Below are 25596 nucleotides of genomic sequence, written 5' to 3' on the forward strand. Positions count from 1 at the left end.
GTGACGGGGGGACGAGGGAGGGGCTAACCCGCGGCCCGCTCCACCAGCACGCCGTCCTTCTCGTCGTACAGCGCACCGGTCTGCGGGCACTCCCACACGTCGGCCTCACCCGCGCGCGCGACCAGCTTGACGCCCACCTTGCCGACCCAGCCGACCCGCCGTGCGGGAACACCGACGACCAGGCCGAAGTCCGGCACGTCCTTGGTGACGACGGCGCCGGCGGCGACCATGGCCCAGCGGCCGATGGTGAGCGGCGCGACGCACACGGCGCGGGCGCCGATGGACGCCCCGTCGGCGATCTTCACTCCGACGGCTTCCCAGTCGCCGCCCCGCTTCTGCTTGCCGTCGGGGTCCACGGAACGCGGGTTGTGGTCGTTGGTGAGGACCACGGCGGGGCCGATGAAGACACCGTCGCCGAGCTCGGCCGGCTCGTAGACGAGCGCGTAGTTCTGAAGCTTGCAGTTGTCGCCCATGTGGACGCCCGAACCGACGTACGCGCCACGGCCGATGACGCAGCCCTCACCGAGGCGCGCGCCCTCGCGGATCTGCGCGAGGTCCCAGACGCTGCTGCCGTCGCCGATCTCGGCACTGTCGTCGACCTGCGCGCTGGGCTGGACCCTGTAGTTCACTTCTGCTGCCTTCCGGTGTGGGGCTTCGGTTGGCGAGCATACGGGGCCGGGCGGACGGCGTTCACGCGCGGGCCGCAGCCGGTGCGACCGGCTGCGGCCCGCGCGTGAACGTGCCGGACGGCGCAGCCGCCGTCCGCTGCCGCCCGTCCGCTATCCGTCCGTCAGGACCGGCCCGTTCGGTACCCAGTACCCGGTCAGCCCGCCCGCGGTGATCCGCAGCATGGACCGGCCGTTGACGATGGCCCGCTGGTCGAAGGGGGCCTTGGAGCTCTTCGCGAACTTCACCGTCTTCGTCGTGCCGGTCTTGCCGTCGCTGCCGAACTTGATGCAGGTGATCGAGACGTCCGGCGGGAAGGTGGCGGTGCGCTGACCCAGGCGTCGGGAAGACGCAGTACAAGAGAGCGCGGCGCTCTGTCGAGAAGGTCCGGCGAGGGGGAGTCCAGAACCCCCGTGGCCTGCGCGGTGAAGGTTTCCCCCACTCACCACCGCGACTCCGGCGACCGAACCGCCGACGACCCTTGTGAATCGACTGCGCACCAGCTCGACACGTCTCTTCCAGGCATGACTTGTCCATCCCTCGGTGTTGATGGACCTCACGCGGTCGCGGTGACTGCTCCCTGCAACCCCTGCATCCCCGAGCCAGTAAAGGAGTTCAACTGAGCTGAGGAGAATAGGTAATTGGGGCATGTGTGTGTGAGATGGGGTATTCGGCGACGACCGTGGGGTTTCTGTGATGGAACTGTGACTATCTGAATGCGGCCATGTCGGACATGCATGTCTGGCGAGACGTAAGAGGTCGGTAAAGGATCTGGACGATCGACCGACTGTACGGGGATGGTGACTTCTGGTGGCCGGGGGCGGGGATGCGGCAAGGGCGCGGGGGCGCATGGCGACCCATGTCGAGACGATGACACTTCTCCAGTCAGGTCCGGAGCGAGATCGCTTCGATGTGACCGGCGCGTGCGGCGGGACGCGCCGGCGGATCCGGTGCCGACTTCAGCGGCGTCGTGGATCGTGACACCGCCGTCACGGATCCTCCGGCAACGCTGTCAGAGCGGTGCGCGCGTGCCCCCGGCCCCGTAGAGGCGTCTCGATCGTTGCCGCAGGCCGGTCCTGTACGGCCGGCGTTCCCAGCGTGGGCACGGTGACGACCGACTTCGCGGTTGTCGTCCGGACAGTGCGCCGGGTGTGAGTTCGCCCGGCCTCTGCCCCGCCCGGCCACCTGTTCCCGCCCGACCACCCGTTCCGGGAGATGGCGGTCGGCGTCGGGCTCGGCTGTGGAGTCACCGCGCGTGACGACGCGTCAGGAATCGTGTGCGCCGGTTCGTCGGGTTCCGCGCCCCCACAAGGCCATGGTCTGCCGGTCGGTCTCCTTGACCTTTTCCTCATGAGGTTCTCCTTCGATCAGGAAGTTGCCGAATGTTTCTGCGTGGCCGCTCACTGAGCCGCCGCATGCCCAGATCGACGGTTGTCGCGACGGTGCTCGGGCTCACGCTCGCGCTGTCGGCTTCGTCGGTTCAGGCATTGGCGCTCGACGACGGGGACCGGGGCCGTACCAGCCGCCCCGGCGTCCAGGACGACGGGGATCCCGCCAAGGGATCCGACGCGAAAGCGAAGTCCCGTCCCTCCGACCCTGCGCGCAAGGCGGCGGTCAAGGGCCTCGACAAGGCGGTGTGGCCGAAGCAGGGCGGCGCCGAGATGACGGTGGGCGCGGCCGGCGTGACCGAGGCCGGCGGTCTGCCGGTCAAGGTAGGCAAGGCGCTGAAGGCGTCCAAGGCCGCGAAGAGCGTTGCGGCGTCCGAGGCTGGGACCGCTGCCGAGAAGGTCCGTGTCGACGTCCTCGACCCGAAGCGCGCGGGGCAGCTCGGCGCCGGTGTTCTGCTGGGTGTGGAGCGTGCCGACGGTGAGGACGCGGCCGCGAAGGTCCGTCTCACGGTCGACTACTCGGAGTTCGCCGAGGGCTTCGGCGGCTCCTACGCCTCCCGCCTCCGGCTGGTCCAGCTTCCGGCGTGTGCGGCTGTCGCGACTCCGGGCAGCAAGGCCTGCCCCGAGCAGCCGAAGGCGCTGCCGACGGTGAACGACGTGAAGTCGGGCACGGTCTCCGCCGACGTGACGGCCGCCCCGGCTCCCGCCGAAGGCGTCTCGACGATGGCCGGCACCGCGACCTCCCTGGTGGCGGTGGCGGCGGGTCCGTCGAGCGCACAGGGCACGTACAAGGCGACGGCCCTGGCCCCGTCGTCCAGTTGGAGCGTCGCCCCTTCGTCCGGCGGATTCAGCTGGAACTATCCGCTGAACTCCGTCCCGACCCCGGGCGGTCTGACGCCGACCGTGGGTCTCGGCTACTCCTCGCAGTCGGCGGACGGCCGCACGTCGGCGACGAACAACCAGGGTTCGTGGATCGGTGAGGGTTTCTCCTACGACGCCGGTTACATCGAGCGGCGCTACAAGCCCTGTGCCGAGGACGGTCACGACAGTTCCGGTGAGCAGTGCTGGGCGTTCGAGAACGCCACGGTCATGCTCTCCGGTTCGTCCGGTGAGCTGGTCAAGGACGACGCGACCGGCACGTGGCATCTCTCGTCCGACGACGGTGCGAAGGTCGAGCGGCTGACGGGCGCCACCAATGGCGACGACGGCAGCACCGGTGACAAGGGCGAGCACTGGAAGATCACCACTTCGGACGGCACGGAGTACTACTTCGGGCTGAACCGTCTGCCGGGCTGGGCGACGGGCAATGAGGAGACCAACTCGGTCTGGACGGCTCCGGTTTTCGGTGACGACTCGGGTGAGCCGTGCTACAACGCGACGTTCACCAGTGCCAACTGCCAGCAGGCGTGGCGCTGGAGCCTGGACTACGTCAAGGACACGCACGGCAACGTGATGTCCTACTTCTACGACCGTGAGACGAACTACTACGCGCTCAACGGCAAGACGGACGTCAACGGCACCGCCTACCACCGCGGCGGTTACCTGAAGCGGATCGACTACGGTCAGCGCGACGGCAGTGTCTACGCGGCGAAGGCCCCGGCCCGGATCGTGTTCAACACCGCCGAACGCTGCCTGACGACGGCGGACTTCGACTGCGCGGAGAGCAAGCGCACGAAGGCGAACGCCTCCCACTGGCCGGACGTTCCGGTCGACCAGGAGTGCAAGTCCGCCACCAAGTGCACCTCGCCGGTCCAGACGTTCTTCACGACGAAGCGTCTGACTTCGGTCGTCACGCAGATGCGCAAGGACGCCACGACCTACCAGGACGTGGACGCCTGGACGTTCACGCACCTGTTCACCGACAACGGCGACGACTCCAAGACGCTCTGGCTGTCGAAGATCGAGCACGAGGGCCGCGTCGGCACCGCCGTGAAGCTGCCGTCCGTGGACCTCTTCGGTGAGCAGCTCGCGAACCGCGTCGACGCGATCGGCGACAACATCGCCCCGTTCTACCGCTACCGCCTCTCGATGGTCCTCAGCGACACCGGATCCCAGCTCGACGTGACCTACGCGCCGGCCGACTGTGCGAAGGCCTCGTTGCCGAAGCCGGGTGAGTCGACGAAGCGCTGCTATCCGGTGAAGTGGGCGCCGCCGGGCTATGTGGACCCGATCACGGACTGGTTCCACAAGTACGTGGTCTCGGCGGTCATCGAGACGGACCGCACCGGCGGCAGCGACTCGATGGTCACCCGCTATGACTACCAGGGCGACGCGGCCTGGCGGAAGGCGAAGCCGGACGGCATCACCGACGCGAAGTACCTGACCTGGGGCGGTTGGCAGGGCTACGGCAAGGTCAAGGTCACCAGCGGTACGGCCGACGTGCAGAAGTCCCGTGTCGACTACACGTTCATGCAGGGCATGGACGGCGACAAGGATGCCGATGGCAACACCCGCTCGGTGACGGTCAAGGACTCCACAGGAGCCTCCTACACGGACTCCGAGGAGTTCACGGGTCACCAGCTGGAGGTCGCCACCTACGACGGTGCGAAGCTCGTCTCCAAGACGATCGACACCCCGTGGAAGCACTACACGGCAACTCAGACCCAGAGTTGGGGCACCACTCACGCGGCGATCGTGAATACCCAGACCGGCCGGGGCTTCAGTCTGAAGTCCGACGGCACCTGGAGCGAGACGAAGTCCACGACGACGTACGACACCTCCAACGGCACAGGGCGCGTCCTGCAGGTCGACGACCAGGGCGACCTGTCCACCACCAAGGACGACACCTGCACGCGTACGACCTACGCGGACAACGCGGCGAAGAACATCCTGTCGCTGCCCGCCCGCAGCGAGGTCGTGTCGGTCAAGTGCGCCACGACACCGGACCGCAAGACACAGGTCCTGGGAGACGAGCGCACCTCGTACGACAACCTCGCGTTCGGCGCGGCACCGACCAAGGGTGACGCGACCAAGACCGAACGGCTGACCTCGCACAACGGCACCGCGGCGACGTATCAGGTCACCGGCGCCACGACCTACGACGACTTCGGCCGTCCGAAGTCCCAACAGGATGCCAAGCAGTACGGGACGTCCGACGCGACGAAGACCGTCTACACCGAGACCAACGGACTGCTGACGAAAACGGTCGTCACCAACGCCCTCGGGCACAACACCACCACCGACTACGCCCCCGCCTGGGGCATGTCGACCGGGCAGACCGACCCCAACGGCGAGCGCACCAGCCTCGCCTATGACGGCCTGGGCCGTTTGACGTCGGTGTGGCTGGCGGACCGGGCGTCGACGCAGACGCCGAGCATCAAGTACTCGTACAACGTCCGCAAGGACAAGGTCACCTCGATCAAGACCGAGAAGATCGAGAACGACGGCTCGTACGGCGCCGAGTACCAGCTCTACGACAGCATGCTGCGGGCCCGCCAGATCCAGACCGAGGGCGTGGACGGCACCCGCATGGTGGCCGACACGTGGTTCGACGGCACGGGCAACGTCAAGAAGACCAACTCCACCTACAACGCGGATGGCGTCCCCTCGGACGAACTGCTCCTCGTGAGCAACGGGCAGGTCGGCGCGCAGAGCCTGCTGGAGTACGACGGCCTGGGCCGGACGACCGCCGAGGTGTTCGCGTTCTCGGGCGCAGAGCAGTGGCGGACGAAGACCACCTACGACGGTGAGCTGACGCATGTCGACCCACCGGTCGGCGGAGTGCCCACCACGACGATCACCGACGGCTCGGGCAACCTCTCGGAGATCCGCCACTACAAGGGCGCCTCGCCGGGCGCGGGCGTGGCGTACGACTCGACGAAGTACACGTACAACACGGCCGGTCTGCTGGAGACGGTCACCGACGCCAAGAGCAACGTGTGGCGCTACGAGTACGACCAGCTGGGCCGCAAGACCAAGTCGGTCGACCCCGACGCGGGTACCTCCCGCACGGAGTACGACGAGCTGGACCGTCCGGTCGCGGCGTACGACGGGCGCAACAAGAAGACCTCCACGGTCTACGACAAGCTCGGCCGCGTCCTCACGACCTGGCAGGGCGACGCCGGTACCGGCACGAAGCTGAGCGAGACCAAGTACGACAAGGCGGGCTGGCTGGGACAGGCCTACGGCCACCTCAGCTACATCACGCCGACGGAGTACTTCGCCACGGCCGTCCAGTCGATGGACGAGTTCTACCGCCCGCTGCAGACCGCGTACCAGGTTCCGGCCTCGCAGGGATCCCTGGCCGGCACGTACGTCTACACCTCCACGTACAACCGGGACGGCACGCTCCAGAGCTCCGGCCTGCCCGCCATCGGCGACCTTCCGGCTGAGGCGCTGACCTACACGTACGACTCCCTGCAGCGTCCGATGACGATGACCGGCGGTACGTCGTACGTCACCAACACCGTCTACTCCAAGAAAAGCCAGCTGCAGCAGCTCGAACTGTCGTCGGGCAGCGGCAAGAAGGTCTGGCAGAGCTTCTTCTACGAGAAGGGCACCGACCGGCTGACCCGCTCGGTGGTCGACGTCTACGGGGCGACCGCCCCGGCCAAGGACTCGAACTACTCCTACGACCAGGTGGGTAACGTCCTGTCCATCGCGGACACGGCGAACTCCGCTTCGCCGGACGTGCAGTGCTTCGCCTACGACAGCAGGCAGCGACTGCAGGACGCCTGGACCCCGGCGGCCACGGCCACGACCGCGGCCGGTTCCGGAACCCGTGGCTCCACCACACCGGTGGACGGCACCGGGCCCACGGCCTGTGACCCGGCCGCCGGTTCGAGCGCGCTGGGCGGTCCGGCCCCGTACTGGAAGTCGTACGAGACCGACGCCATCGGCAACCGTGTCTCCGAGACCAATCACGACACCGCGCTCAACGCGGCGAACAACATCACCCGCAGTTACGAGTACGGCGGCGCGGGCACGCTCGGCGACGGACCGCACCAGGTCACCAAGGTCACCGAGCAGACCCCGACCGGGAACAAGCAGTCCTCGTACGAGTACGACGACTCCGGCAACACCACCAAGCGCACCATCGGCGGCAACGCCCAGTCGCTTCTCTGGAACGACCAGGGCAAGGTCAACGAGGTCACCGAGGCGAACGGCTCGAAGACGAGCTACCTGTACGACGCCTCCGGCAACCGTCTCGTGCGCAAGGACCCGACCGGCACGACGGTCTACCTGCCGGGCACGGAGCTGAAGCTGTCGGCGGACGGCACCAAGAAGGAGGCGACCCGCTACTACGACTACGCCGGCCAGACCGTCGCGGTCCGCACAGCGGCGAAACTCTCCTTCTCGGCTGCCGATCACCACGGCACGGGCGAGCTGGCGATCGACTCCGCCACCGGGGCGATCTCCCAACGGCGCTTCGACCCCTACGGTGTGGAGCGCGGCGAGAAGCTCGGTCCCTGGCCGGGGGAGAGGGGTTTTGTCGGCGGCACGATCGACGCCTCGACCGGTCTCACACATCTGGGAGCGCGCGAATACGACTCGGTGATCGGCAAGTTCATATCCGTCGACCCGATCATCGACTACACCAGGCCGAGCCAGATCAACGGCTACGCATACGCCGACAACACCCCGGTGACCCTGTCCGACCCGTCCGGCCTGGAGAGCTGCTTCCCGGTCTACTGCTCGGCCTACGCGGGCACCTACCCGAAGGAGACCGGCAACAAGGACGTCGACGACGCACAGTCGGATGCCGACGCTGCCTCCGCGAACGTGGCGTCGGCGCAGGCGCAGCAGTCCTCCGCCAAGCAGCGCATGAAGTCGGCCGGCAAGGCGCTGATCAAGATCGCCCGGGACATCCTGGGCGTGGACGCGGCGCTGGACTGCATCTCCAGTGGTGATGTCGGCGCCTGTGGCGAGACCCTGCTCAACATCGCAGGCAGCTTCGCGGGTGGCCTGGCGGGCAAGATCCTCGCCAAGTACGGCGCCCCGTGGAAGTGGGCCAAGGGCCTCAAACTTGTCAAGCGTGTCGCTGGGCTGGTCAAGGACCTGATCGGCGGCGCGAAGGGTTACTTCAAGGCGAACAAGGCGCTGGGCAAGGCCAAGATGGGGCTGGCCAAGGCGACGGAGAAACTGGCTGCGGCCAGGGCGAAGGCAGCGGCGGCCCTCAAGAGAGGCAAGGGCTCCTGCAAGACGCCCCACAGTTTCTTGCCCGGTACCAAGGTCCTGCTTGCACATGGCAAGGTCAAGCCGATCGAAGAGGTCAAGCTTGGCGACAAGGTCAAGGTGACCGACCCGAAGCTGGGCGGAACGACGCTCCGCGAGGTCGTGGGCACGATCACCACCAAGGACGACAAGCACTTCGTCGACCTCGCGGTGAAGGGGGCCTCCGGCAAGCAGGAGGCGCTGACCTCCACCACCACTCACCCGTTCTGGGTTGAGTCAGAGAAGCGGTGGATCAATGCCGGCGATCTGATGCCCGGTATGCAACTGCTCACGCCGTCCGGCGACACGGTGAGTTTGACATCGGCGCGCGAATACCATAAGACGCAGCGCACGCACGACCTGACGATCAGTGACATCCACACGTACTATGTCCTGGCCGAGTCGACCCCCCTGCTGGTGCACAACTGTGGCGTCAATACCCCCGATGACCCGTCCGGTACGGCGACGGTCCACCTGGACTACGGCGGCAATCCCCAGCACGCCTCCATCGAGGTCGAGCATGGCGGGACGGTCATTCACAGCGAGCAGGTCGGTGTTCCGGGCTCGGATGCTGTGGGCGCGTTCTTCGAGGGGGAGGTGTCGAGTAAATCGTTCACGATCAGGATCCCCCTGCCCAACGCGAAGAGGGCCCAGGCCTATCAGAAAGCAACCGAGGGACATACTTTCGGTTCCTACGACTACGACACGCAAAGCTGTGTCACCTACTGCGCGGACGTGTTGCGCGCAGGCGGGATCGGGCCGGAGGACCTCCCGAAGGGGATGGTCAACAATGACATCACCAGCTGGCTGTTCAGCAAGCATTGAGCACTGAGCACCGCCTGGAAAGACCGACGAAAGGAGAAAGGAGGAGACCGTGGAGAAAACATTCGACACGACGGGTGAGGCCCTCTGCTGCGCTGCGAGCGTCCGGTTGGGCGGAGCTTTGCGGGTGCTCGCCGCCCGGGCGGGACTGTCCGACCGCTACGACACCGTCATGGCAGGGATGGAGCACCTTGCGGCCTCCCTCGACGGGGGTGAGCTCGACGACGCCGTGCTCGGCCCCGCCTTCGGGGCGAACTGGAACCTGGGCACCAGGTACCCGGACGACCTGTCGGGCGTGGAGTTCTTCAGGAGCGGGCTGAAGATCGTGTTCGTCGCGCTCGTCCACACGCGGCCGGATCGGCAGGCCGTGCCGGCCGAAGGGCTGGAGTTCGCTCTGGAGGCGGCCGAGGCCTGGCCGTCGGACGTCCGCATCGACTCGTTCACGCGGCTCGCCGACTTCGAACAGGCCTGCCAGCAGGAGGCGGAGATACGGCTCCGGACGGATGGGCTGGCTGCCCTGTGGAAGCTGGCCGAGGAGCGCTGCGAGCAGTATCGGGGGGCGGCGGAACTGCTCGTCGGGTAGAAGCCCGGAAGGGTGTCGGATTAAGGGCGGGGGACCCGGTTCGACCCCTCAGGATGGGCTTTACCGGGTGCCTTGGGTGCGAGCGCTCGGCTGGGTTCTCCCGGCCGAGCGCTCGCCGCCGAGTCGACCTCGGACTCGACCCGGGATGTCGACCGGATCGACACGATGGAGTCGTACGGGCGGGTTGTCCCCGTGTATTTGCTTATGGACATGGGGAGCAGGGAGATCGACGTCCTCCGGCATCCGTCTCCCGAAAGCCGTCGGTCCCGGACCGATGTTCCCTTCGGGTGGCCCGTGTGTATCCCGGCGCCCTTTGGCTTCGAGCGGGACACCTCGGGGTCCTGTCGTCCGGAGATGATGACGAAGCCCTCCCCACCAGCGCGGGAAGCCGGCACCGAGGCCGGTGATCCTTGGGGTCGACGCCCCGCGTCCAGCCGTCGTGAGGATACGTGAGTCCATCGGCGGCCCCTTCCTTCGGCGGCGGGTCCGGATTGCCCGACTGCCTGGCATATGCCGGGAGCCTCTAGGGTGACGCGCTTTCTTATGTGATTCATGTCATGCTCAGGGAAACATGACAGGTGTTGCATGTGCACTTCATGTAAAGGGATGATCCCTTGACCTTCTTTAATTCCTCTTTATTTACGGGGCATTTGTGTCAAGGGTGGGGAAAGTGTGGCGGCGTGGTTCCGTCACCGTTTTGGCAGGGGCATTGCTGACCTGGGGGCTGGGGATCGGCGGTACGCCCGCCGTGGCCGCCGTCGCGTGTCCCTCGGGCGTCGAGTCGGACTTCAACGGGGACGGGATCAGGGACACGGCGGTCGCCGACCCCGAAGCCACCGTCAGCGGCGCGGCCAGGGCGGGGGAGGTGCAGATCGTCTACGGTGGCGGCAAGGGTGTCCTCACCCTGTCGCAGGCCCTCGACAACATCCCGGGGGCGCCCGAGGCGGGCGACCAGTTCGGCCATTCGCTGGCCGTGTACGACGCCGACCTCGACGGGTGCAGCGACCTGGTGGTCGGCATCCCCTACGAGGACATGGGCACCGTTCCCGACGCCGGCAACGTGCACCTCATCTACGGCTCCACGAGCGGGCTCAACGCCGGCACCAAGGCCGTCAAGGAGCTCTACCAGGGCACTGACAAGATCCTCGGCGGTGGTCAGGAGCCCGAGGACTGGGTGGGCTACGCGTTGGCCGCCGGCAAGACCTCGGCCGGCACGCCGTACCTGATCATCGGCGTCCCCGGTGAGTCGATCGGCGACATCGAGGACGCGGGCGGGTTCCACTACCTCAGCGGCACCGCGCAGACCATGGCCTTCGTCCACCAGGACACCGACGTCGCCGGCGCTGTCCCCGGCACCGCCGAGCAGGACGACCGCTTCGGCTCCACGCTCGCCGCGACCCCGACCCACTTCGCGGTCGGCACGCCCGGCGAGGCGCTCGGCACCGTGACCTTCGCGGGCGGCGTGGCCTTCTTCAACCACACGCTCACCTCCAACTCCCCGAAGCCGCTCGGCGGACTCGGCCAGGACCAGGACGTGATCTCCGGGGCCGAGGAGGTCGGCGATCAGTTCGGCGCCGCGCTCGCCATGGTCCCGTACCGGGCCTCCGGCGCGACCTCCACCACCGAGTCGCTGCTCGCCGTGGGCGTCCCGGGCGAGGACCTGTCGACGACCGTCGACGCCGGCGCCGTCCAGGTCTTCAAGCTGGCCGCCAACGGCACCTTCACCGAGACCGCCTGGATCGACCAGAACTCGGCCGATGTGGAACAGGAGTCCGAGGCGGGCGACTTCTTCGGCAAGCGGCTCGCCGCCGTCAACTCCTCCCCGAACGCGGTCTCCACCGCCACCACCACCCGGCTCGCGATCGGCGTGCCCGGCGAGGAGTCGTCCGAGGAGCACGCGGAGAAGGGCGGAGTCCAGATCGTCCCGCTGGTCGGCGCGCCCGGCGCCTCCGACCAGTGGCTCGACCCCGGCTACGGCGTCGGGCCCACTCCCGCGCCGCGCATGCTCACCGGTATCTCCCTGGCCGCCACCCCGTCGTTGCTGTACGTCGGTGTGCCCTACGGCCCCGCGGAGACCCGCGCGGTCTACGGCTTCCCGTGGAACGTGGCGTCCGGCGGGGCCGCGACACAGACGATCAAGCCCGGTGAGGGCGGAGTGCCGGCGACCGGTGTCGCGTTCGGCGCGGTCATCGGCTGATCACCGCGGCCCTTCAGCCCTGGCGGCTTTCCGCTCCTTGGTTCGTCACCGCCGCGTCCGGTTGTCCGGGCACGGCGGTGACGAACCGCACAGACACCACCAGCACACCCAGCCTCACGGGGAGGAACACCCATGTCCGCACGCGGACACCGGCCGGAAGACCAGACGGTTCGCCGTCGCCTGCCCGGTCGAAGACCCCCGACACCCGCCGGTTCAGGCGCCCGTCGCACTGCCGCCGGATCGCTCGCGGCGGCGCTGCTGCTCCTGGGCCTCACCGCCGGTGGCACCCCGGCCGTGGCCGCCGTCGCCTGCACGGCCGGCACCTCGTCCGACTTCAACGGCGACGGTGTCCGGGACACGGCCATCGCCGACCCCGACGCCACGGTGTCGGGCCACGCGCGAGCGGGCCTCGTCCACATCGTGCTCGGCGGCGGCAAGGGGGTCGTCGAGATCTCGCAGGACACCGCCAACGTGGCCGACGCCCCGGAGGACGGCGACCAGTTCGGCTTCTCGCTCGCGGTGTACGACGCCAACAAGGACGGCTGTAGCGACCTGGCGGTGGGTATCCCGTACGAGGACGTCGGCACCGTCAAGGACGCCGGTTACGTCCAGGTGATCTACGGCTCGACGACCGCTGTCGGCTCGGAGTTCAACAGCAAGGGCTTCATCCAGGGTGAGACCCAGCCGCTCGGCGGCGGCACCGAGACCGACGACTGGCTCGGCTACGCGGTCGCGGCCGGCACCTCCTCGACCGGCTTCCCCTTCCTGGTCATCGGAGTTCCGGGCGAGGACGGCGCGGCCGGTGTCGACATCGGCGTGATCGGCTACGTCTACGGCACCGACTACCAGGCCGCGTCCGTGGGCCAGGACACCACCGGAGTGTGGGAGGACGCCGAGCCCTACGACCGTTTCGGCGCATCGATCTCCGCGACTGACCGGCACTTCGTGGTCGGCGCCCCCGGCGAGAGCCTCGGCACGGCCGCCTTCGCGGGCGGTGTCGTGGCCTTCCGGCCGTCGATCAACACCAATGGCATCCCCGACCCCCTCTTCGGCATGGGACAGGCCCGCACCGTCGGAACCAACCCGGACCTGGCCGCCCAGACCGACGACCGGTACAGCGCCGCCCTCGCGATGGCCCCGTACCGCCCGACGGGCGCGGCCACCGTCACCGACTCGCTGCTCGCCGTGGGCGTGCCGGGGGAGGACCTCGGTACCACCGTCGACGCCGGAGCGGTGCACGTCTACCACGTCAAGGCGGACGGCACGGTCGTCCTGCTCAACTGGATCGACCAGAACCAGGACGGCGTCGAGGGGGATGCCGAGGCGGGTGACTTCTTCGGCCAGCGGCTCGCGGCCGTCAACACCACCACCAACGTGGTGAGTACGGCGGCCACGATGCGTCTCGCGGTGGGTGTGCCCGGCGAGGAGTCGACGGACGGGGCTCCGGAGGCGGGCGGGGTGCACGTCCTGCCGATGATCGGGGCGCCCGGCGCTTCGGACGCGTGGATCGAGCCCGGCAACGGCATCCCCTCCGGCCCGTCGGCCCGGACGTACGCGGGCATCGGCCTCGGGGCCAGTCCGTCGCTGCTGTACGTGGGTGTGCCCTACGGGCCGGCCGAGGGCCGCGCGGTCCACGGCTTCCCGTGGAACGTGGCCTCGGGCGGCGCGCCGACCCAGACCTGGAAGCCCGGTGAGGGCGGTATCCCCGCCGGCGGTGCCGCGTTCGGGACGGCGGTCCGATGACAGCTCACGACAGACGACCGGCTTCTCGCAAAAAACTCGACACAACTGACCTGACCCAACGGGAGAGTGGACGCGTGTCCGCAGACACACAGAGACCGATACGGAGAAGCGTGCTGGTGCGCGCCGCCGTCGCGGCCGCCGTCGCTGGCGCGGTGACGGCCGGGACCCTGGCGGTCCTGCCGGGCGGTGCTCCGGCGGGACCGGCACCGGTCGCCGCCGACCAGCCGATGGTGACCGAGCAGCAGGCCATGGCTGCGGCCAAGGACAGCGGCAAGAAGACCGAGGTCGTGGGCCTGCGCACGGAGCGCCGGGAGATCTTCGCGGAGCCGGACGGTACGTTCACGGCCCGGGAGTACACCGAGCCGGTGCGTACGGTGCAGGGCGGCAAGTGGGTCAAGGTCGACCCCACGCTGGTGAAGCACGCCGACGGCAGCTGGGGCCCGAAGGCCGCCACCGTCGACCTCAGCTTCTCCGCCGGTCAGGCCGGCAAGCCGTTCGTCACGATGCAGCGGGTGGGGCGTGAGTTCGCTCTGACCTGGCCGTACGGCAAGCTGCCCGCCCCGGTGGTCGAGGGCGACACGGCCACCTACGTCGACGCCCTGCCCGGCGTCGACCTGACCGTGCGCGCCGAGGCCGACGGCTTCGGCCACCTCGTGGTCGTCAAGACCCCCGAGGCGGCGGCGGACCCGAGGCTGGCCCAGCTCGACCTGGGGATGACCACCGACGGCCTGAAGGTCGCGGAGGACGCGAGCGGGGCGATCCTCGCCGAGGACGCGGTCGTCGGCGGCACCGTCTTCCAGGCGGGCAAGCCCTCGATGTGGGACTCGGCCGCCGTCCAGGAGGCCGCGACGAAGAAGCAGGGCCCGAAGGCTGTCGCGAAGGCGCTGAAGGCCGCGTCGGCCGCCGTGGCCGACGCCGACCGGACCGCGTCCGCCGCGGCTTCCCCGGCCACCGCCACACCCACGGCCACCGCCACTTCCGCGGCCGCACCCGGCCCGCAGGCGGCCCCCGAGCCCGCCCTCGAGGGCCCGGGCGGCGGCGGTCGTGTCGCCCCGCTGGGTGTGGAGGTCGGCAAGGACAAGCTGCGTCTGGTACCCGACCAGAAGCTGCTCAAGGGCGCGAACACCGTGTTCCCGGTCGTCATCGACCCGATCCAGCGCACCACCTCGCGCACCTCGTGGACCGGCGTGATGTCGGGGATGCCGAGCGAGCAGGACTGGAAGTACTCGGGCAGCGCGGGCGTGGGCAAGTGCCCGACCGACTACAACCCGGTGTCCTGCAACGGCGTCGGCACCCGTCGGGTGATGTTCACGATGCCGCTCTCCTTCTACAAGGGGAAGCAGATCCTGGGCGCGACGTTCTCGGCGCGGGTCGAGCACATCTACAGCGCCTCCCCGACCGCGGAGCCCATCCAGCTGTACCGGATCGGCGGCCAGAACTACTCGCTGACGTCGTCCAGCAACTGGTCCAACACCTCGGACGACTGGGACGACTATCTCCAGACCGTCGACAAGGCGATCTCCCCGACGTCCTGCTCCAGCCAGGCCAACCTGCACTTCGAGAGTGGTGCGTCCGGTGAGCTGACGAGCGAGATCAAGACGGCCGCGGCCGGCGGCTGGAACTCGATGACGCTGGGCCTGCGCGCCGCCGACGAGTCCCGCTTCGCCGAGTGGAAGCGGATCTGCGGCAACGCCTACCTGTCCGTCTCGTACAACAACCTGCCGCGGCAGATCAAGACGTCCGACATGTCCACCGACCCGGGTGGCGTGTGCAAGTGGGGCGCGACCCGTCCCACCGTCGACACTCCGCCCAAGCTGCGGGCCATCGCGAGCGACCCCGACCACGGCAACGGCCAGACCGACAAGGTCAAGGTCGAGTTCAAGATCGAATGGGGCGGGACCACTCCGGGCTCGTACACCTACATCACCAAGGACGCGCTCTCCCCGACCGCGAACACCAAGTTCGAGCACACCGTCAAGTCGTCCATCCCGCAGAACACCGTCATCTACTGGAGCGCACGCGCCAACGACGGTGATGGCAACGGCCCCTGGAGCTCGGACGGGGACCCCGCCCAGCGCTGCGAGTTCGTCTACGACGCGATGTGGCCGGGCAAGCCGCTCGTGATGTCGAAGCAGTACCCGTCGGACACCGTCTACCACGACGGCGTGGGCACCTACGGCAGCTTCACCTTCTCGCCCAACCCGAACGACAAGATCGCGGACACCGACGTCGTCAAGTACCAGTACTCCTTCGACGGCGCCGCGCTGACCACCCTGACCCCAACCACCGGGGGCGGATCCGTCACCACGCAGTGGGTGCCGACCAGGGCCGGGCGGCACGTGCTCGAAGTGATCGCCATCGACAAGGCGGCGCACGCCAGCAGTAACTCCTACGACTTCCTGGTGGCCGAGGGCCGCCCGGTCGTCGGGCAATGGAACCTCGCCGACGAGGCCGGCGGCGAGGCCCACGACGAGAGCGGCGAGTACTCGGCGACCGTCGGCAGCGCCGTCACCTTCGGCGTGGATGGCCCCGGCGGGAAGGTCGACAAGGCCGCCCGCTTCGACGGCACCGCCGAGTCCTACCTCGACGCCAACGAGACCGTCCTCGACTCCGCCAAGAGCTTCAGCGTCAGCGCCTGGGTCCGGCCCACCGCGCTGGACAAGAACATGACGGTGGTCAGCCAGGACGGCACCGGCGAGCCCGGCTTCACCCTCGGCTACGACGCGTCCGCGCAGACCTGGAAGTTCTCCGTCCCGGTCAACGACGTGGACTCGCTCGGCGAGTGGAAGGCCGTCTCCACCGGAATCTCCGTGGTCAAGGACCAGTGGGTGCTGCTGACCGGCGTGTACGACGCGCAGAAGACCGGCGGACCGGTGCTCCAGCTCTACATCAACAAGGACCTGAAGGCGTCCGCCGCGCGGCGCTCCACCTGGAAGTCGTACGGCCCGCTGCAGATCGGCCGCACCACGGCCAAGAGCGGCTACCGCGACAACTTCACCGGTGACCTCGCCGAGGTCCGCGTCTTCGACCGTGTCGTCTCGGCGACCGAGGTCGCCGAGCTGCTGACCGTCAAGCCCGCGCGCAAGGGCTACTGGCAGCTCGACGACGCCACCAGCGGCGCCTCCGTCGAGACCGGCGGTGGCCAGGCCCTCACCCTGGCGGGCAACGCCTCCATCTACCGTCCCGCCGACCCGCTGTTCGACACCGCCGCCCTGGTCGGCGACGGCAACCTGGTCCTGGACGGCGACGGGGACTACGCGTCCACCGCGACCGCCCCGGTCACCGGCACCACCAGCTTCACCGTGACCGCCCGCGCCCAGCTCACCTCGCTGGACCCGGAGAAGTCGCAGACGGTGCTGTCCCTGCCGGGCGCCAACGCCAACCGTGTCCAGGTCCGCTACCAGGCGACCACCGGGCAGTGGGAGCTGGCCGTCGCCAAGTCGGACGTGGCCGCCCCCGCGGTCGTCACCTTCACCGACGACCAGGAACTGCCCGACACCGGCGGTTCCGGTCAGCACCTGGCGGTCGTCTACGACGCCTTCGCCAACACGATCCGTCTGTACGTGGAGGGCCAGCTGGTCGCCGGCGCCTACGGCACGGACGACACCCTGTGGTCCGCCACCGGCGGTCTCCAGGTGGGCCGTTCGCTGCGCGGGGCGAGCGAGTACTTCGCCGGCGCGATCGACGAGGTCCGCGTCTACAGCGGCGCCGCCGACCCGATCGCGGTGCAGCAGATGGCCGCGCTGACGGCCGTCTCCGACCTCTGACCGATCGGATAGCTCGTCAGTTCTGAGGTGTGCCGGGTCCTTTGAGGGCCCGGCACACCTGTCCTGTCACCTTTCCTTCGCCTTCCCTTCATCACGTTCTCCTTCGATCAGGAAGTTTCCGAATGTTTTTCCGTGGCCGCTCACTGAGCCGCCGCATGCCCAGATCGACGGTTGTCGCCACGGTGCTCGGGCTCACGCTCGCGCTGTCGGCTTCGTCGGTTCAGGCATTGGCGCTCGACGACGGCGACCGGGGCCGCACCAGCCGCCCCGGCGTCCAGGACGACGGGGATCCCGCCAAGGGATCCGACGCGAAAGCGAAGTCCCGTCCCTCCGACCCTGCGCGCAAGGCGGCGGTCAAGGGCCTCGACAAGGCGGTGTGGCCGAAGCAGGGCGGCGCCGAGGTGAGTGTCGGCGCGGCCGGCGTGACCGAGGCCGGCGGTCTGCCGGTCAAGGTCGGCAAGGCTCTGAAGGCGTCCAAGACGTCCAAGGCCGCGAAGGGCGTCGCGTCGTCCGAGGCGGCCGAGAAGGTCCGCGTGGACGTCCTCGATCCGAAGCGCGCGGGCCAGCTCGGCGCGGGCGTCCTCCTGGGTGTGGAGCGTGCCGACGGCGAGGACGCGGCCGCCAAGGTCCGCCTCACGGTCGATTACTCGGAGTTCGCCGAGGGCTTCGGCGGCTCGTACGCCTCCCGTCTCCAGTTGGTGCAGCTGCCGGCGTGTGCCGCTGTCGCGACTCCGGGCAGCAAGGCCTGCCCCGAGCAGCCGAAGGCGCTGCCAACGGTGAACGACGTGAAGTCGGGCACGGTCTCCGCCGACGTCACGGCCGCCCCTGCCCCCGCCGACGGCGTCTCGACGATGGCCGGCACCGCGACCTCCCTGGTCGCGGTGGCGGCGGGTCCGTCGAGCGCGCAGGGCACGTACAAGGCCACGGCTCTCGCCCCCTCGGCCAGTTGGAGCGTCGCCACCTCCTCCGGCGCCTTCAACTGGAACTACCCCTTCCGATCCGTCCCGACCCCGGGCGGCCTCACCCCGACCGTCGGTCTCGGCTATTCCTCCCAGTCGGCGGACGGCCGTACCTCGGCCACCAACAACCAGGGTTCCTGGATCGGTGAGGGTTTCTCCTACGACCCGGGCTACATCGAGCGGCGCTACAAGCCGTGCTCCGAGGACGGCCACGACAGCTCGGCCGAGCAGTGCTGGGCGTTCGAGAACGCCACGGTCATGCTCAACGGCTCTTCCGGTGAGCTGGTCAAGGACGACACCACCGGCAAGTGGCACATGTCGTCCGACGACGGCAGCAAGGTCGAGAAGCTGACGGGCGCCACCAACGGCGACAACGACGGCGAGTACTGGCGCATCACCACCTCGGACGGCACCGAGTACTACTTCGGACAGAACCGTCTGCCGGGCTGGGCGACGGGCAACGAGGAGACCAACTCCACCTGGACGACCCCCGTCTTCGGCGACGACTCCGGTGAGCCCTGCTACAACGCCACCTTCACGAGCGCGTACTGCCAGCAGGCGTGGCGCTGGAGTCTGGACCACGTCAAGGACACGCACGGCAACGTGATGTCCTATTTCTACGACCGTGAGACGAACTACTACGCGCTGAACGGCAAGACGGACGTCAACGGCACCGCGTACCACCGCGGCGGCTACCTGAAGCGCATCGACTACGGCCAGCGCGACGGCAGTGTCTACGCTGCGAAGGCCCCGGCCCGGATCGTGTTCAACACCGCCGAACGCTGCCTGACGACCGCCGACTTCGACTGCGCGGAGAGCAAGCGCACCAAGGCGAACGCCGCCTACTGGCCGGACGTCCCGGTCGACCAGGAGTGCAAGTCCGCCACGAAGTGCACCTCGCCCGTCGCGACCTTCTTCACCACCAAGCGGCTGACGTCGGTCGTGACGCAGATGCGCAAGGACGCCACGACGTACCAGGACGTGGACGCCTGGACCCTGACCCACCTGTTCACCGACAACGGCGACGACTCCAAGACGCTGTGGCTGTCGAAGATCGAGAATGAGGGCCGGGTCGGCACTGCGGTCAAGCTGCCGTCCGTGGACCTCTTCGGCGAGCAGCTCGCCAACCGCGTCGACGCGATCGGCGACAACATCGCGCCGTTCTACCGCTTCCGCCTCTCGATGGTCCTCAGCGAGACGGGCGCGCAGCTCGACGTCACCTATGCGCCGGCCGACTGTGCGAAGGCGTCGCTGCCGAAGCCGGGCGAGTCGACGAAGCGCTGCTATCCGGTGAAGTGGGCCCCGCCGGGCTATGTCGACCCGATCACGGACTGGTTCCACAAGTACGTGGTCTCGGCGGTCATCGAGACCGACCGCACCGGCGGCAGCGACTCGATGGTCACCCGCTACGACTACCAGGGCGACGCGGCCTGGCGGAAGGCGAAGCCGGACGGCATCTCCGACGAGAAGTACCTGACCTGGGGTGGCTGGCAGGGCTACGGCAAGGTCAAGGTCACCAGCGGTACGGCCGACGTGCAGAAGACCCGGGTCGACTACACGTTCCTTCAGGGCATGGACGGCGACAAGGACGCCGAAGGCAACACCCGCTCGGTGACGGTCAAGGACTCCACGGGAGCCTCTTACACGGACTCCGAGGAGTTCACCGGCCAGCAGCTGGAGGTCGCCACCTACGACGGCGCCAAGCTGGTCGGCAAGACGATCAACACGCCCTTCAAGTACAACACCGCTACACAGAAGAACAGCTGGGGAACCAGCAACGCGGTCATGGTGCGTACCCAGACCGGCCGGGGCTTCAGTCTGAAGTCCGACGGCAGCTGGAGCGAGACGAAGTCCACGACGACGTACGACACGTCCAACGGCACCGGCCGGGTCCTGACCGTCGACGACCAGGGCGACGTCTCCACCACGAAGGACGACACCTGCACGCGTACGACCTACGCGGACAACACGGCGAAGAACATCCTTTCGCTGCCCGCCCGCAGCGAGGTCGTGTCGGTCAAGTGCGCCACGACGCCGGACCGTAAGACGCAGGTCCTGGGGGACGAGCGTGTGTCGTACGACGGCGGCGCGTTCGGCGCGGCGCCCACGAAGGGTGACGCGACCAAGACGGAGCGGCTGACCTCGCACGACGGCACCACGGCCACGTACCAGGTCACGGGAGCAACGACCTACGACGCCTTCGGCCGTCCGCTCACGCAGAAGGACGCCAAGCAGTACGGGACGTCGGACCAGACCAAGACCGTCTACGTCGAGACGAACGGCCTGCTGACCAGGACGACCGTCACCAACGTCCTCGGGCACAACACCATCACCGACTATGTCCCCGCCTGGGGCATGTCGGCAGGCCAGACCGACCCGAACGGCAAGCGGACGGACCTGGCCTACGACGCGCTGGGCCGTCTGACGTCGGTGTGGCTGCCGGACCGGGCCTCGACCCAGACGCCGAGCATCAAGTACTCGTACAACGTCCGCAAGGACAAGGTCACCTCGATCAGGACGGAGAAGATCGAGAACGACGGCTCCTACGGCGCGGAATACCAGCTTTTCGACAGCATGCTGCGATCTCGTCAGATGCAGACGGAGGGCCCGGACGGCACCCGCATGGTCGCCGACACGTGGTACGACGGCACCGGCAACGTCAGGAAGACCAACTCCACCTACAACGCGGCCGGCGTGGCCTCCGACGAGCTGCTGCTCGTGAGCAGCGGTCAGGTCGGTGCGCAGAGTCTGCTGGAGTACGACGGCCTGGGCCGTACCACCGCACAGATCTCCGCGGTCAGTGGCGCCGAGCAGTGGCGCACCACGACCAGCTACGACGGTGAGCTGACGCACGTCGACCCGCCGGTCGGCGGCGTGCCCACCACGACGATCACCGACGGCGCGGGGAACCTCTCCGAGATCCGCCACTACAAGGGCGCCTCGCCGGGCGCGGGCGTGGCGTACGACTCGACGAAGTACACGTACAACACGGCGGGTCTGCTGGAGACGGTCACCGACGCCAAGAACAACGTGTGGCGTTACGAGTACGACCAGCTGGGCCGCAAGACCAAGGCGGTCGACCCGGACGCGGGTACCTCGCGTACCGAGTACGACGAGCTGGACCGGCCGGTCGTGGCATACGACGGCCGCAACAAGAAGACCTCGACTGTCTACGACAAGCTCGGGCGTGTGCTCGCGACCTGGTCGGGTGACGCCGACACGGGTACCAAGCTGACGGAGACGAAGTACGACAAGGCGGGCTGGTTGGGCCAGGTCTACGGCACGCTCAGCTACACCTCGCCGACGGAGTACTTCGCTACGGCCGTCCAGTCGATGGACGAGTTCTACCGCCCGCTGAAGACCGCCTACCAGGTCCCCGCATCGCAGGGCTCCCTGGCCGGCACGTACGTCTACACCTCGACCTACAACAGGGACGGGACGCTCCAGAGCACCGGCCTGCCCGAGATCGGTGACCTGCCGGCGGAGGCGGTGACCTACACGTACGACGCCCTTCAGCGCCCGATGACGATGACGGGCAGCACCTCCTATGTCACGAACACGGTCTACTCCAGGACCAGTCAGCTCCAGCAGCTGGAGCTGTCCACGGGCAGCGGCAAGAAGGTCTGGCAGACCTTCGGTTATGAGAAGGGCACGGACCGGCTGACCCGTTCGACAGTCGATGTCTACGGCGCGACCACCCCGGCGAAGGACTCGTACTACTCCTACGATCAGGCGGGCAATGTCCTGTCGATCGCGGACACGGCGAACTCCGCTTCGACGGACGTGCAGTGCTTCGCCTACGACAGCCGTCAGCGCCTGTCGGACGCCTGGACCCCGGCGGCCACCGCGACGACCGCGGCCGGCTCCGGCACTCGCGGCTCCACCACGCCGGTGGACGGCACCGGGCCCACGACCTGTGACGCCGCTGCCGGTTCGACCGCGCTGGGCGGTCCGGCCCCGTACTGGAAGTCGTACGAGACCGACGCCATCGGCAACCGTGTCTCCGAGATCAACCACGACACCGCGCTCAACGCGGCGAACAACATCACCCGCAGCTACGAGTACGGCGGCGCGGGCGCCCTCGGCGACGGACCGCACCAGGTCACCAAGGTCACCGAGCAGACCCCGACCGGGGACAGGCAGTCGTCGTACGAGTACGACGACTCCGGCAACACCACCAAGCGCACCATCGGCGGCAACGCCCAGGTTCTCAGCTGGGACGACTCCGGTGCGCTGAGCAAGGTCACGGAGGCGGGCGGTTCGCAGACGAACTATCTGTACGACGTGACCGGCAACAGGGTGCAGCGCAAGGACCCCTCCGGGACCACTGTCTACCTGCCGGGCACGGAGTTGAAGCTGTCGGCCGACGGCACCAAGAAGGAGGCCACCCGCTACTACGAGTACGCCGGCCAGACCGTCGCGGTCCGCACCGCGGCGAAGCTCTCCTTCGTTGCCTCTGACCATCACGGCACGGGCGAGGTGGCGATCGACTCGGTCACCGGGGCCGTCTCCCAGCGCCGCTTCGACCCCTTCGGTGTCGACCGCGGCGAGAAGACCGGCACCTGGCCGGGGGAGAAGGGCTATGTCGGCGGCACGATCGATGCCTCGACCGGCCTGACCCATCTGGGGGCGCGCGAGTACGACTCGGTGATCGGCAAGTTCATCTCCGTCGACCCGATCATCGACTACACCCAGCCGCAGCAGATCAACGGCTACGCCTACGCCAACAACTCCCCGGTCACACACGCCGACCCCAGCGGCATGATCGTCCCGGAATGCCGGGAGGGCCTTATCGAGTGCCGTGGCGGCATCCCCGTCACCGACACCGACCCGGAGGTCTCCAAGGCGCAGTCGGAAGTCAGCAAGGCGTCCGGCGACGTGGCGGCCGCGCAACAGCAGCAGTCCTCCGCCAAGCAGCGCATCAAGTCCGCGGGCAAGGCCCTGGTCAAGATTGCCCGAGACATTCTCGGGGTGGACGCGGCCCTGGACTGTATTTCCACGGGTGACGTCGGTTCCTGCGGCGAAACGCTGCTCAACATCGCCGGCAGCTTCGCGGGCGGCCTGGCGGGCAAGATCCTCGCCAAGTACGGGGCGCCGTGGAAGTGGGCCAAGGGCCTCAAACTCGCCAAGCGGGTCACCAACCTGGTCGGGGACCTGATCGGCGGCGCCAAGAGCCTGTGGAACGCCAACAAGGCGGTGGGCCGGGCGAAGCTCGGACTCTCCAAGGCCGCAGAGAAGTTGGCGGACGTCAGGAAGAAGGCCGCGGCGGCCCTCAAGAAACGCAAGAAGACCGAGGACGCCGGCACCTGCCCGATCAAGGGTAAGCACAGCTTCCTGCCCGGCACCAAGGTGCTGCTCGGCAACGGCAAGACCAAGCCGATCGAAAAGGTGAAGCTCGGTGACAAGATCACCGTCACTGACCCGGAGACGGGCGGCACGACGGTCCGTGAGGTTGTCGGCACCATCGTCACCGAGGACGACAAGCACTTCGTCGACCTGACGATCAGGAGTGAGCCGGGAACGTCCGAGTCCCTGGTCTCCACCACGACCCACCCCTTCTGGTCCGACTCCGAGCGGGCTTGGATCGAGGCGGGCGATCTGAAGCCGGGCATGCGCCTGCACACGGCGAACGGCGACGCGGTCGAACTCACGGCCGTCCGCGCCTTCGACCAGCGTCGGCGCACCCACGACCTGACGGTCGCGGACGTCCATACGTACTACGTGACGGCGGGCAGCACGGCCCTTCTCGTCCATAACTGCGGTGATGCAGACGACGACCTCCTCGACTTCGCCGACGAGGCGCTGAGCATCGACTCGTCGATTCGTCCGAACGTCGCCACCAAGGCGACATCGGCAGACGGAAAGCACACGGTCTACTCCTACGCCCAGGACTCGCGAACCGGTGGCATGCCGGAGAAGACGGCCAGGGCCGTGGCTCAGTCCGGTCACCATGGAGGCTGCGGTGAGGTCGGCTGTGCCGTCCAGCTGGAGAACTTCCAGGCACTGGAGGGCGCGACGTTTCAGTCGGTGAAGATCGGGGGAGGCGCGAGAGGCAATGCCTTCCCGCTGGACGAACATGGCGAGCTGCTGGGGCCGTGTCCCGCCTGCACTCGCCTCCTCCCGCTGATCGGAGGCAAGGGATAGCGATGACCATTCCGGACGAGCTTCGAAGCGCTCTGCGTGACTTTCGGGCGGTACGTGCTCAAAAGCCGCTCGCATCCGCTGAGGCGGCGGAGTCCGTCGACTGGCACGAGAGGATGGCGGTCGCTCTGGAGTCCCTCGCGGAACACCTGATCCATGAGACGGACCGGGTTCAGGCGAGAGACGCCGCCACCAGGAACAGGGAGGAAGCGGCACGGCTTCGGCGCTCGCCGACCTGAGCCGTCCCTCACCTGAGCGAGTGCTCCCGGGGCCCGGTTTGACCCCTCAAGCCGGGCCCCGTAGCCTTGTCCCTCGGCGTGTCGGTTGACGTGCCACATCTCCGTAAACCCTCTTCCTCCCGGGTACCGGTACCTAGGTGGCCGGGAGAGGCCGTCCGTGTTCGTTCCCGGGCGGCTGGACTGCGGGGATGCCGTCCCAGAGCGAGAGAGTGAGATCCGCGTGTACGCCATCGTGCGCAGCGGTGGTCGCCAGCACAAGGTTGCTGTCGGCGACATCGTTGAGGTTGACAAGATTTCCACTGCCAAGGTTGGCGACACGGTCGAGCTCTCGACCCTGCTCGTTGTCGACGGCGACGCTGTGACCAGCGACCCGTGGGTGCTGGCCGGCATCAAGGTCCAGGCCGAGGTCGTGGACCACCACAAGGGCGTCAAGATCGACATCCTTCGCTACAAGAACAAGACCGGTTACCGCCGTCGTCAGGGCCACCGCCAGCAGTACACGGCGATCAAGGTCACTGAGATCCCCGCGGCTGCGAAGTAAGGGACTGAGGAGACATGGCACACAAGAAGGGCGCATCGTCCACCCGGAACGGTCGCGACTCCAATGCCCAGCGGCTCGGCGTGAAGCGCTTCGGCGGTCAGGTCGTCAACGCGGGTGAGATCCTGGTCCGCCAGCGCGGCACCCACTTCCACCCCGGTGCGGGCGTCGGCCGTGGCGGCGACGACACGCTGTTCGCGCTGAACGCCGGTGCGGTGGAGTTCGGTACCCACCGTGGCCGCAAGGTCGTGAACATCGTTCCGGTCGCCTGAATCCTCTGATTCACGGCTTCGACCGAACGTTTCGCGAGGCGGACCTCACTTCCCTTCCGGGAAGGCGGGTCCGCCTTTCGCGTGTTAGAGCAGTAGATAGTTCCTTACGTTTTCGTAGTGCTGGAGGC

The 25596-nt window shown here is 68.1% G+C and carries 10 protein-coding genes; 9 read left to right on the forward strand and 1 reads right to left on the reverse strand.

Annotation, left to right across the window (positions count from 1 at the left end; genetic code table 11):
* Positions 1 to 23: 23 nt before the first annotated feature.
* Entirely contained in the window at positions 24 to 629 is a 606-nt protein-coding gene (locus ACFVYS_RS15010; protein ID WP_389502163.1) for an acyltransferase, read from the reverse strand.
* Positions 630 to 837: 208 nt separating this feature from the next.
* On the opposite strand from ACFVYS_RS15010, the gene ACFVYS_RS15015 reads away from it, so the two are divergent.
* The 9 genes from ACFVYS_RS15015 to rpmA all read left to right on the forward strand — a co-directional run bounded on the left by ACFVYS_RS15015 (position 838) and on the right by rpmA (position 25468).
* Positions 838 to 999 (forward strand): hypothetical protein, encoded by a 162-nt coding sequence (locus ACFVYS_RS15015; protein WP_389502165.1) that lies wholly within the window; start codon positions 838 to 840, stop codon positions 997 to 999.
* A gap of 1082 nt (positions 1000 to 2081) precedes the next feature.
* On the forward strand, positions 2082 to 9032 hold the full coding sequence (locus ACFVYS_RS15020) for a polymorphic toxin-type HINT domain-containing protein (RefSeq protein ID WP_389502166.1): 6951 nt from the start codon (positions 2082 to 2084) through the stop codon (positions 9030 to 9032).
* Positions 9033 to 9081: 49 nt separating this feature from the next.
* Positions 9082 to 9612 (forward strand): hypothetical protein, encoded by a 531-nt coding sequence (locus ACFVYS_RS15025; RefSeq protein WP_389502168.1) that lies wholly within the window; start codon positions 9082 to 9084, stop codon positions 9610 to 9612.
* A gap of 697 nt (positions 9613 to 10309) precedes the next feature.
* Complete coding sequence (locus ACFVYS_RS15030; RefSeq protein ID WP_389502170.1) at positions 10310 to 11809, forward strand: VCBS repeat-containing protein; 1500 nt, start codon at positions 10310 to 10312, stop codon at positions 11807 to 11809.
* Positions 11810 to 11941: 132 nt separating this feature from the next.
* Positions 11942 to 13552 (forward strand): VCBS repeat-containing protein, encoded by a 1611-nt coding sequence (locus ACFVYS_RS15035; RefSeq protein ID WP_389502172.1) that lies wholly within the window; start codon positions 11942 to 11944, stop codon positions 13550 to 13552.
* 110 nt (positions 13553 to 13662) lie between these two features.
* The gene (locus ACFVYS_RS15040; protein WP_389502174.1) at positions 13663 to 17319 is read left to right on the forward strand and encodes a LamG domain-containing protein; all 3657 of its coding nucleotides are present in this window, start codon (positions 13663 to 13665) and stop codon (positions 17317 to 17319) included.
* A 155-nt stretch (positions 17320 to 17474) separates the two neighbouring features.
* Positions 17475 to 24422, forward strand: coding sequence for a polymorphic toxin-type HINT domain-containing protein (locus ACFVYS_RS15045; RefSeq protein ID WP_389502176.1), 6948 nt, complete (start codon positions 17475 to 17477; stop codon positions 24420 to 24422).
* A 456-nt stretch (positions 24423 to 24878) separates the two neighbouring features.
* On the forward strand, positions 24879 to 25199 hold the full coding sequence (rplU, locus tag ACFVYS_RS15050) for a 50S ribosomal protein L21 (protein WP_007381993.1): 321 nt from the start codon (positions 24879 to 24881) through the stop codon (positions 25197 to 25199).
* A 14-nt stretch (positions 25200 to 25213) separates the two neighbouring features.
* Positions 25214 to 25468, forward strand: coding sequence for a 50S ribosomal protein L27 (gene rpmA, locus ACFVYS_RS15055; protein ID WP_007381992.1), 255 nt, complete (start codon positions 25214 to 25216; stop codon positions 25466 to 25468).
* Positions 25469 to 25596 lie beyond the last annotated feature (128 nt).

Source organism: Streptomyces sp. NPDC058295, assembly GCF_042880655.1.
Lineage (GTDB): Bacteria > Actinomycetota > Actinomycetes > Streptomycetales > Streptomycetaceae > Streptomyces > Streptomyces coriariae.

What these genes read in the sequence shown, in the direction of transcription:
- ACFVYS_RS15020 (WP_389502166.1), top strand. Translation starts at nt 2,082, where the DNA reads ATGCCCAGATCGACGGTTGTCGCGACGGTGCTCGGGCTCACGCTCGCG.
- ACFVYS_RS15035 (WP_389502172.1), top strand. Translation starts at nt 11,942, where the DNA reads ATGTCCGCACGCGGACACCGGCCGGAAGACCAGACGGTTCGCCGTCGC.
- ACFVYS_RS15045 (WP_389502176.1), top strand. Translation starts at nt 17,475, where the DNA reads ATGCCCAGATCGACGGTTGTCGCCACGGTGCTCGGGCTCACGCTCGCG.
- rpmA (WP_007381992.1), top strand. Translation starts at nt 25,214, where the DNA reads ATGGCACACAAGAAGGGCGCATCGTCCACCCGGAACGGTCGCGACTCC.